Raw genomic sequence first — 10287 nt, forward strand, 5'->3', positions numbered from 1 at the left:
TTGTCGCAGCATGTGCCGTCTGCTGCGCCCCGTTGATCATCACGCCGGTGGTGGCGCTCTTCGCTGCGGGGGGCGCCGGGCTGGCAGTCTTCGGTCAGATCACAGCAGGCTTGGCGATACTGCTCGCCCTTGGCGGATATGTCCTTTGGCGCCGAAGGGCGGCAGTCAAGAAACCGGCGTCCTCTTGCGGCTGCGGTCCCACCAGCAACTGCCTGACAGGTGGAATTGATCGCTGAGGTCTGCATTTCTGCTAGAGTCGCTGGGCCGGGTGTGACGGGGCGGTTCCTTCTCTTTGCCAAGTGCGGCAAACGTCCCTCACATCGGAACCATAAAGAAGACAGCGATGCGTGGAGCTTTCCGGCTGATCGAGAACAACCTGCTGCTCCTGGCAGTTGCGACTGCGGCGCTTGGCCTTGCCGCCCCTGCGATCGGGTTCGCGCTGAAAGCTGTCATCAGCCCGCTCCTGGCGCTGCTCATGCTGGTCATCAGCCTGACCTTCGATGCCAAGGCGGTGCGGATCGTCCTTCGCAAGCCGGACCGGCAGCTTTGGGCACTCGGCCTCGTCTACGGCCCGATGTCGCTGGCCGGATGGCTGACCGGGCGGATCTTCTTCGGCACCGGGCCACTCGCGGCGGGTCAGACGCTGGTGGGAATGCTGCCGACCGATGTCTCGGCGCCTCTTCTCGTCCTGCTTGCGCGCGGCAACGTCGCCCTGGCCGCGGTGCTGAACGCGGTCAACACCGCTCTTTCGCCTTTCATCATCCCGTTCCTGTTCCTGTGGCTGACGGGAATTGAGCTGACCGTGCCCGTGGGGGCGGTCGTGCTGGAGCTTGTCCTGATTGTTCTCGTTCCCACGGTAGTCGGCGTATGGCTACGCACCCGCTTTCTGGAGCAGGTTTCACGCCTCGACTTCGCCTGGCCCGCGCTCGGCTCGGTGCTCTACCTCGTCCTGTTGCTGGCCGTGGTCGGACCCAATGCTGCGACGGTTATCGGCTATGGCTGGTATGCGGTCGTGATCGCCGTGGCGGCGCTGACGCTGATCCTGATCGGCTATGCCGTTGGCATGATCTCCAAGTTCTTCGCGGCAGATCGAGAAGAGCTGATCGCCTTCCTGTTCACCACCAGCAAGAAGGAATTCAGCATCGCAGCCGCGTTCGTGGCCGCGTCGGGTCTGCCGTCCGAGATCGCCGTGCCCGCGGCCTTCTTCGCTGTGATCCAAATGATCACCTCACCCATCGCGGCAAAGATGCTCGCTTCGAAATGGCGACAATAACCCGTTGCTCAATGTCGCGGAAGGGCTCGAGGACTAAGCCGCTCTCGCGGCAGGGCCGCCCGCTGTAGGTCTTCGACGCTGATCTGGCCGTTTCACTTCTCCGGTCGGGCTTCTTGGCCTGAAGATCGGGACCTTCTCAACCGTCAGATGTTACAGTGGAGAAGAAGACCACACCGCTGCGCGCACGGATGATTGAGGACATGCACGTCCGTGGCCTGGGCGACAAAGCCCAGAAGTTCCACATCAGGGTGATCAAGGACTTTACCCCATTCCTGGGGCGCTCGCCGGATACGGCCACGCCGGACGACCTGCGTGCCTACCAGCTGCACATGGCCGACCCGGGCATCACGCCGACCACGTTTGACGCCCGCATCGTCGCCCTGCGGTTCTTCTTTCGGGATGACCTGCGAGCGAGAGGAGATGAAGCGCTACATGCAGTTCGGGCGCCAGCCGCGGAAGTTGCCCGCGGCCGTAACGTCTCTCGCTCCAGCCGCCGCGTGGAGACCGCGTCGGAACTTACTGCAGTTCCGCTCACTTGGCTCTGTAGTAGCGAGAAGGGCGCAGCGGTTTGCAGACCTTGATCATTCTACTGGGCTGGACGGGTCTTGCCGCGCTGTTCGTGCGGGCGACGCAGCGGACCGCCGCTGGCACGGCGCCGCAGGCGGCCCCTTTCCTTGGCGGCGGCACGCCCGACGCGCATGCCTGGCAACGCTATCACTTCCGCCCCTACACCATGACGCTGGTCTTCATCGCTTTCGAGATGGAGATGATGTTCATGTATCCGTGGGCCGTGGTCTTCGTCTCGGAAGGCATCAAGGCGCTCGCCGAGATGGGCATGTTCCTTGCGATCCTGTCGGTCGGCATCCTCTATGGCTGGCGCGAGGGGGTGTTCCGGTGGCAATGACGGGTCTCTCCTCCCCCGATCCCGCCTCGATTTTTGCCGCGATCGGGTCCGGTTGGCAGGCGCCGGTGGAGCGGCTTCTGGCGCGCGACGGGCTGCGTCGGGCGCTGACGCCGCGCGACGCTGGCATTCTGCTGGTCGCGGGTGACATGCCGGGCACCGCGGCCGAGGCGTTGAGCCGGGTGCACGACCAGCTTTCCCATCCTCGCGTTACACTGCGCTGGACGACCGCCGGCGAGACTGCCGACGCCATGGCGGAACGGATCGCGGCGACGTGGCGCGACATTCGCGCGGGCGAAGCCGACGAGAGCGATCACCTGCCCGACCAGCCGCCCAACGAGTGGAAGGGCGTTGGCCCGCACGGACAGGGCGGCAAGGGAATGATGGGCGGCACGCCCTATGGACGTCCCATGGCGATGACCGGAGAGGACATCCGCGACGGGCTACAGCTTGACCGCTACACCGCGCGGATCGGCCCCTTCGCGCCGATGCTGCCGCCGGGGCTGGTGCTTGAGGTGACGCTTCAGGGCGACGTGATCGTGGCTGCGACAGTGCTGCACCCGCCCTTCGCCCAGCCGATCGATGCCGACGCGCCCGAACTGTGTGCGGCGCGAATGCTGACGCTTCTGGGTCTGGACGGGCCGGCCCGCCGGTCCATTCAACGTCGCCGCCCCGGCGGGTTCTGGGTTCGCGGCGCCGTGCCGCGCGAGCTGGGGCGGATCGAGGGCGCTGGCAATGCGCGCGACCGGTTCACCGCGTTCCTTGCAGGCGACACGCCCGCCGTCGCCGCCCCAGACCTTTCCGAGCTTCTGCCGGGCCTCGAATGGTCCGAGGCGATGCTGGTGCTGGCCTCCCTCCCCCCCTCCGCGATCCTGCGCGCCGCGAGAATGCCGGAGGCCGCATGATCGTTCTCCTCGTCCTTGCCGTCGTCGCGACGCTCTCGCTGGGCGCGCTTCTTGCCGTGGCAATGGACGGGCGGATCGGCGATTTGACCGGCCAAGTCGCGCGGCAACGGATCGAGACCGAAGGGCCGGACCGGCTGAACCGCGATCTGGCGCCGGTCTGGTACTTCTCTCTCGCTGCGGCCGGGCTGTCCGTCGTGCCGTTCGCCCCCGGCCTCGCGCTGCTCGACAGTCCGGTCGGCATCGTCATCTGGGGCACCTGTGAGGCCCTGACGATCGTCACGGTGTTCCTGCACGGTTGGTCCCCGAATGCGCCATTCCCGCTGATCGGCGCCTACCGCTACGTCGCCATCGCCCTGCCGGTCATGCTGCCGTCGATGTTCGTCCTGATCGCCGCCGCCTTACCCGCCGAGAGCCTGTCCCTGCTCGCCATCGTCGAGAGCCAGCGCGAGATTTGGAACGTAGCCCGCCAGCCGCTGGGCCTGCCGCTGTTCGCCATCGTGGTGCTGACGCTGACACTGCGCGGGCCGATGGATTTCGCCGACGCAGCAGACATCGCCACCGGCACCTCGGCCGATGAAAGCGGTTCAGCCCGCGCCCTTTGGGAGGTTGCACGCGCGGCGATGCTGGTCTCGGCCTCTGCGCTTGCGGCGACGGTCTTTCTTGGCGGACCGCTGGGACCGGTGCTGCCGGGTCCTGTATGGCTTTGGATCAAGACGGCGGCGCTGGTGGCGGCGTTCGCATGGCTGGGCCGCCGCATCGCGCGCACCACGCCAAGCCGGATGCTGACGATCCTTTGGGTCGTGCTTCTGCCGCTGTCCTTCCTGCATCTGGCCATATCGGGGGTGATCGCACTGTGACCGACCTGTTCGTCGCCCTGCTTGCCGCCTTTGCCGTCTGGACCGGATGGCGCGTGTTCCGCGTCGATTCCATGGTCCGCGCATCTTTCTCGCTGATGCTGTCCTTCGTCGCGGTCGGCGGCATCGGCGTGCTTCTCTCGGCCCCTTACATCGGCGTCGCCACGGTCTTCATGATGGCGGTTGAGATGATGGTCATGGCGATCTTCATGGTCATGTTCATGATGAATCCCGCTGGCCTCAACCCGATGTCGATGGTCCACCAGCACCGCTTCTCCATCGGCGCAGGCGTCGTGGCGGCACTCGCGCTTGGCGCGGCCGTCTTGCTGTCGCCACTGCCCTCGAACCCGGTCCTCTCCGAGGCCGACGTGGTGGCCGAGCTGGGCCACGAGTTGCTGGGTCCGTCGATGCTGATCTTCGAGACGGCGGGTGTGACCCTTCTGGCGACCATGGTTGGCGCCGTGATCCTGTCGTCCCGGCAAGGCCGCTTTGGAAACGCCGATGAGGGATCGCGCCCTCCCGGCCTGGCCCCGGATGGCGAGCCGGCTGGCCGGAAGCCCGACAACGGCGGCGGGGGCCATCACCACCACGGAGGCCACGGATGACCCTGACCATCATCCTCCTGGGAGCCGCCGCGCTGATCGGCATCGGGCTCTATGGCGCGCTTAGCCAGCAAAGCTTCGTCATGCTGATGATGGGGCTTGAGCTGATGCTGAACGGCGCACTTCTGGCGATCATCGGCTTCTGGTCGCTGTCCCTGGGCGGAATGCCCGAGGGGCAGCTTCTGGCAATCCTCGTAATGGCCGTGATGGCGATCGAAATGGCGATCGGCTTCGCGCTGATCGTGGCGATCTACCGTAAGCGGCAGGCCGACATGACCGAAAGCATCGGGACGTTGAAACAGTGATCTGGGCACTGGCATATCTGCCCGTCCTGGCGGGCCTCGGCGCCTGGACTATGGGCGGCTCCCGCATGCGGGTCGGAGCCTTTGGCGCGGTCGGAGCCTTGGCGACGCTGGTGCTGGCGGTCGTGGCGGACGACCAGAACGGGCGGATCGCCTGGTCCGAGACGATCGTGCTGCAGGCGGCTCTGCCCCCGCTCGCCCAAGCCGTCGCGATCACGGTGCCCGCGATCCTGCTCGCCATCACGATCTTCGCGGCCTCCCACGAAGAGGCACCGGGACTACCGCGCCTGGTCGGGCTCATGCTGATCTTTACCGGCGGGATGGAACTTGTCGTGATTGCCGCTGACCTCGTGACCCTCCTGATCGGGTGGGAGATCGTCGGTGCGTGCTCCTGGGCTCTGATCGGACACAAATGGCGGTCGCAGGCGCCGGGGCTGTCGGCCAATTTCGCCTTCGTTCTCACGCGGGCGGGGGACCTCGGCCTGTTCCTCGCCGTCATGGCCACCTTCGCCGCAACGGGCAGCGCCAGCTACGACGCTCTCGGAGCGCTGCAGGGCGGACCGCTGATCCTGGCGGCGTTCGGCATCCTCCTGGCGGCGATATCCAAGGCCGGCCAGGTGCCCTTTGCGCCGTGGCTGTTCCGCGCGATGGACGGCCCGACCTCGGTCTCGGCGCTGCTGCATTCGGCGACCATGGTGGCGGCGGGGGCCTACATCCTCGCGCGGTTGCAGTCGCAGTTATCGGCAGCACCCGGCTTCGGCGTGGTGGCGATGGTGGTCGGCCTTGGGACGGCCATCCTCGGCGGCGTCGTAGCGTTGCGGCAAACCCATGCCAAGAAGTTGCTGGCAGGGTCGACCTCGGCCCAGATGGGCTTGATGATCGCGACCGTTGGCGCGGGCTATCCGGGCGTCGCCGTCCTGCACTTGATCGTTCATGCGGCGACGAAGGCGGCGCTGTTTTGCGCTGCTGGCATCGGGCATCGCGTGACGGGCAGCTTCGATCTGCGCGAGATGGGACTGGCGCGCACCTTGCCCTTCGCCGCTGCGTTGACGGCAATCGCCGCACTGTCGCTCGCGGCCGTGCCGCCGCTCTCGGGGGGCTGGAGCAAAGAGGCAATGGTCAAGGCCATCGAACATGCGGGCGTCTTCTGGGCCGCCTGCGCAGTCCTCGCCGGAGGACTGAGCGCCGCCTACGCAACCTGTTTCGCGGTCGCGGCCTTCGGCCCCGGCGAGGCGCGTGACGGGCGGACCCGACCCGGAGAGATGGGCGGTCTGGCGCTCTTATCGGGAGCAACGCTTTTGATGTCGGCGCTCTGGCTGCCCGCGGTACACGAAGCCGCCGCGTCATGGGTCGGGGCCGACCTGCCGCAAGGATCACGGGTTTGGCTGATCGCATCGCTGACGGTGGTGGCACTGGGCGTCCTCGCCGGGCTTCACGTGGCACGTAGCGGGCAAGAGGCACCGGCGCGGGAATGGCTGGGCCTGCCGGCGCTGTACGAGCACGGCTCAATCCGTCCCTTCCATGCCCTCGCGCAAGCGACCGCTCGGTTCGATGACGGCGTGATCGACGTAATTCCCGGCGGTGCGGCGGCGCTGGCGGGGATCCTCTCGCGCACCCTGTCACGCACCGACGACGATATCATCGATGGACTGGCGCCCGGGACGGCGAAACGGGCGATGAAGGGCACAGGGCGGACGTGGCGCGGCGCGGTTGGAGCAGTGGTCGCCGGGACATCGGCCCTCGCCGCAATTGGGGCGGGGCTGGGCGAACGGCTGAGCGATCTGATCCCCGGCGGCTCGGGGCGGTTGGCAGGCATGGCCGGCGCTGATCTGCGCCGGCTGCAAACCGGCCTCGCCCACCATTACTACGCAATCGTAACGGCCGGTTTTGCGCTGACCGTGGCGCTTCTCATCCTCGGAGGCTGACGTGCTGACATTCGCGATTCTCATCCCCCTTCTCGCTGCGGGCGCCCTGGCCGTCGCGCCACTGGGCGAGACGGTTTCGCGCTGGACCGCCACGGTGGCTGCGGCGCTATCGCTACTGGCGCTGGTCGTGGTGTGGATAAGTGGCGGGGAAGGCTTTCGCGCCGTCGCCGAGGTTCCCTGGGTGCCCGAGCTTGGCATAGCGTGGCGCGTGGGTGTGGACGGCATGTCGCTGACGCTGGCCTTGATGAGCGCACTTCTGTTCGTCGCCGCCACGGCCTGGCCCATCGACCTGCACAACGCGCGCGCCTACTACGCCTGGATGGCGTTCCTCGCAGGCGTGTCGATCGGCCTGTTCGTGACGCTCGATCTGATCGTGTTCTACGTTTTCTTCGACCTGAGCCTCGTCGGGATGTACTTCCTGATCGGCCGGTGGGGGCATGGCGAGGCGCAGCATGCGGCGCTCAAGTTCTTCGTCTACACGCTTGCGGGCTCCCTTCTGATCCTGATCGGGATCATCGTTCTGGCACTGAACATGCCCGCGCTGACCTTCGACATGCGGGCGATGATCGACAGCCCACCCCTGGCCGCCGCGGGCGTGGTGCCGGGGCTGGTTTTCCTGGCCTTCGTCATCGGCTTCGGGATCAAGACACCCGTCTTCCCGTTCCACACCTGGCTGCCGCCCGCACATGTGAACGCGCCCGGACCGGCCTCGGCGATCCTGGCCGGCGTGCTGCTGAAGATGGGGACCTACGGGCTGATCCGGATCCCGCTCCAGATGATGCCCGAGACCTTCGCCCGCTGGGCTCTTCCGCTGGCGATCGTCGGCGTGATCTCGATCCTCTGGGGGTCCATCGTCGCCTTCGCGCAGGACAATATGAAACGCCGCATCGCCTACACCTCGGTCAACCACATGGGATACACTGTGCTGGGGATTGCGGTCGCAGGTTCGGCACTGGGGTCCGAGACGGCGCGGCAGCTTGCCCTGACGGGCGCGGTGCTCGAGATGGTCGCGCATGGCCTCATCACCGGGGCGCTGTTTCTGATCGCGGGGGCGGTCTGGCAGCGCGCGGAAGACTACCACCTGCCCAATTTTGGCGGCCTTGCCGGGCCCGCCCCACGTCTGACCGGGGCGGCAACGCTCGCGGCCTTTGCCTCGCTGGGCCTGCCGGGGCTGGCGGGGTTCGTGGCCGAGCTGCATATCTTCCTTGGCGCCTTCGGTGTATACCCCTGGCTCGCGGCCATCGGCCTTCTGGGGATCCTCATCACCGCGGCCTTGTTCCTTCGGATGCTGCGGCAGATGTTCTTCGGGGACCTGCCGAAAGAGCGTGCAGGATTTACCGACCTCGCCGGCGTCGAGATCGCGCTTCTTGCCGCACTTCTGGCGCTGGTCGTCCTGATCGGCATCTGGCCGGCGTGGCTGCTGGGCCTGATCGACGCGGGCGTGCTGATCCCGGTTCTCGGCGCAGGGGGCTGAGATGCCCATTGGCGATCTCGCCCCCGAACTGGCGGTGCTGCTGACGGCGGTGGCCGTACTACTGCTCGCGATGGTCCTGCCGCAGCGCCGCCATGGCTGGTGCGCCGCACTGGCACTGGCCGGTCTGGCGGTTGCCGCGGGCATCGCTCATGCGCAGGCCGACGCCTACCGGCTGACTTTCTCGGGAACCTTTGCCTTGGACGGTGCAACGGCGTGGGCGCGGCTTCTGATCATAGGGCTGACGGCGCTGTGCATCGGCATGTCGCCGCGCTGGTTTGCCAGCGACCGGCGGCACGGAGAGGTCTACGCGATGTTCCTGTTCTCGGCGCTTGGAGCCATGGCGATGGCGGGCGCGGCGGACCTGATGGAGATCGTCATCGGGGTGCTCTTGTCCTCGGTCACGGGATACGTGCTGGCGGCCTATCACCGCGACTGGGCAATTTCGCTCGAGGCCGGAATGAAGTACTTCCTGGTCGGGGCGCTGGCCAACGCGCTTCTGGTGACAGGCGTTGTCCTCGTCATGGGGACGGCGGGCAGCACCGCCTATGCCGAGCTGGCGGGCTCGATCCCCGAGAGCCCTCTCGCCCTGACGGGCCTCGCTCTGATCCTGACCGGCCTGTTCTTCAAGATGGGCGCGGTGCCGGCTCATACGTGGGTGCCCGACGTCGCCGAGGGCGCGCCCGTCCCCGCGGCCGCCTTTCTGACTGTCGTGCCCAAGATCGCGGGGTCCATCGCGCTTTACCGCCTCGTGGCTCTGGCGCCCGGGATCGAGGCGCTGGGGCTTCTGGTTGCCGTCGTGGCGGCGGTGACGATGACGGTAGGCAATCTCTCGGCGCTTTGGCAGGAGGATGTGCGCCGCATCGTCGGATGGTCCTCGGTCAGCCAGACCGGGTACGCCCTGATGGCCGTTGCGGTGGCCGGTCACGCACCACAGGCACTGCCGGCGCTGATCGCCTTCATGGGCGTTTACGGGATTGCCAACATCGTCGCCTTCGCCTCGGTGGCCGAGTTGCGAGGGCGCACGTCGATCACCGATTACGCCGGTCTTCTTCGTAGCCGCCCGGGTCCGGTGGTCGCGCTGGCCGTCGCCTTCCTCTCGTTGGTCGGCATTCCGCCACTGGCGGGTTTCTTCGGCAAATTCGCGCTCTTCACCGCGGCACTGGAGGGGGGGCTAGCGTGGCTGGCGATCCTGGCCGTCGCCAACACCGTGCTGTCGCTGTTCTATTACCTGAGAGTAGTGGGCCCCGCCGTGTTCGGAGCCTCCGAAACCGAAGCCGCAACCCTGGGCGGGAGCACACGGGGCACCAAGTGGCTGTCGCTTGTCCTGCTTCTGGCAGCGACGCTCGCCTGGTCGCCGCTCTGGTCCGCCCTGCCTGCCGTCCTGCTACCCTGACCGAGGGGGCGCCGGATGTGCTGAAGAATTTCCGAACGAGCGTGATGCGCACGTATTCGGCGCTCGCAGAGAGTGAGAGCCTCCATCATCGATCTTGAGACGAGAGTATGGCAGGCACTGAGGAGCGAGCGCTCCTATGAATGACCGGACTGAAGGTTGCATTCGCCCGAGCGACCGATCGGCCAGTCTCAAACCGGATTTTCGGACCAACAGAAACAGCAAGAGGAAATACGATGGAAGAGCAGTTGAGGGAAGCAATCATCGACGAGTTGAAGCGTCAGGCGGAGAACTCTTCCGAACTCGAGATACGGCAGGACGGCAACCGAATTGTGATCATCGGGGCGATCGATGTTGACGCTATCGTCATGGTCGTCGCCGGCTCCATCGCAGGTGGACCATGATCCGCCGCTGTCAGCAGATCACGCCCTGAAACCGCGGCACTCGACGCACAGGCTCTCCTGATCCCGTTTCAGAACCAAGCGCTTCAGCTCCGCGTTTGTGACTCGTGACGCGCTCGAGTCCGAAACATCTTTGATCTTCCGATGCGTTGCTTCCTGAAAAGCTCGAGGTACTCGCCGCCCCAGCACACGCCCGGCGCCACGTGCCTCACCTGCCGGCTCGTCTGGCCAGGCGCCTTTCGATCTGCACCATCCCGTCG

Annotated in this window: 10 protein-coding genes and 1 pseudogene; all 11 read left to right on the plus strand. The window is 66.5% G+C overall.

Annotated features, from left to right (window positions below; genetic code table 11):
- Nucleotides 1–343 precede the first annotated feature (343 nt).
- The 11 genes and pseudogenes from ACFDS3_RS16920 to ACFDS3_RS16970 all read left to right on the plus strand — a co-directional run bounded on the left by ACFDS3_RS16920 (nt 344) and on the right by ACFDS3_RS16970 (nt 10030).
- The gene (locus ACFDS3_RS16920; protein WP_375263531.1) at nt 344–1273 is read left to right on the plus strand and encodes a bile acid:sodium symporter family protein; all 930 of its coding nucleotides are present in this window, start codon (nt 344–346) and stop codon (nt 1271–1273) included.
- Nucleotides 1274–1473: 200 nt separating this feature from the next.
- Nucleotides 1474–1750: pseudogene (locus ACFDS3_RS16925) on the plus strand (phage integrase N-terminal SAM-like domain-containing protein); the annotation flags it as partial.
- Nucleotides 1751–1850: 100 nt separating this feature from the next.
- On the plus strand, nt 1851–2177 hold the full coding sequence (locus ACFDS3_RS16930; protein ID WP_375263539.1) for an NADH-quinone oxidoreductase subunit A: 327 nt from the start codon (nt 1851–1853) through the stop codon (nt 2175–2177).
- Nucleotides 2174–3079 (plus strand): hypothetical protein, encoded by a 906-nt coding sequence (locus tag ACFDS3_RS16935; protein WP_375263540.1) that lies wholly within the window; start codon nt 2174–2176, stop codon nt 3077–3079. The genes ACFDS3_RS16930 and ACFDS3_RS16935 overlap by 4 nt, the downstream gene beginning before the upstream one ends.
- Nucleotides 3076–3936 (plus strand): complex I subunit 1 family protein, encoded by an 861-nt coding sequence (locus ACFDS3_RS16940; protein WP_375263532.1) that lies wholly within the window; start codon nt 3076–3078, stop codon nt 3934–3936. Before ACFDS3_RS16935 ends, ACFDS3_RS16940 begins: the two co-directional genes overlap by 4 nt.
- Nucleotides 3933–4538, plus strand: a complete 606-nt coding sequence (locus ACFDS3_RS16945) for an NADH-quinone oxidoreductase subunit J (protein ID WP_375263533.1) — start codon at nt 3933–3935, stop codon at nt 4536–4538. The genes ACFDS3_RS16940 and ACFDS3_RS16945 overlap by 4 nt, the downstream gene beginning before the upstream one ends.
- The gene (gene nuoK / locus ACFDS3_RS16950) at nt 4535–4840 is read left to right on the plus strand and encodes an NADH-quinone oxidoreductase subunit NuoK (protein ID WP_375263534.1); all 306 of its coding nucleotides are present in this window, start codon (nt 4535–4537) and stop codon (nt 4838–4840) included. Before ACFDS3_RS16945 ends, nuoK begins: the two co-directional genes overlap by 4 nt.
- Complete coding sequence (locus ACFDS3_RS16955; RefSeq protein ID WP_375263535.1) at nt 4837–6762, plus strand: NADH-quinone oxidoreductase subunit L; 1926 nt, start codon at nt 4837–4839, stop codon at nt 6760–6762. Before nuoK ends, ACFDS3_RS16955 begins: the two co-directional genes overlap by 4 nt.
- Nucleotide 6763: 1 nt before the next feature.
- Nucleotides 6764–8236 carry a NuoM family protein gene (locus ACFDS3_RS16960; RefSeq protein WP_375263536.1) on the plus strand — a complete coding sequence of 491 codons (1473 nt, stop codon included), beginning with the start codon at nt 6764–6766 and terminating at the stop codon, nt 8234–8236.
- Between the two features lies 1 nt (nt 8237).
- On the plus strand, nt 8238–9629 hold the full coding sequence (locus ACFDS3_RS16965; protein ID WP_375263537.1) for an NADH-quinone oxidoreductase subunit N: 1392 nt from the start codon (nt 8238–8240) through the stop codon (nt 9627–9629).
- 140 nt (nt 9630–9769) lie between these two features.
- Nucleotides 9770–10030, plus strand: coding sequence for a hypothetical protein (locus tag ACFDS3_RS16970; protein WP_375263538.1), 261 nt, complete (start codon nt 9770–9772; stop codon nt 10028–10030).
- Nucleotides 10031–10287: the final 257 nt, after the last annotated feature.

The sequence above is a fragment of the Palleronia sp. genome (assembly GCF_042089775.1).
GTDB lineage: Bacteria > Pseudomonadota > Alphaproteobacteria > Rhodobacterales > Rhodobacteraceae > Palleronia.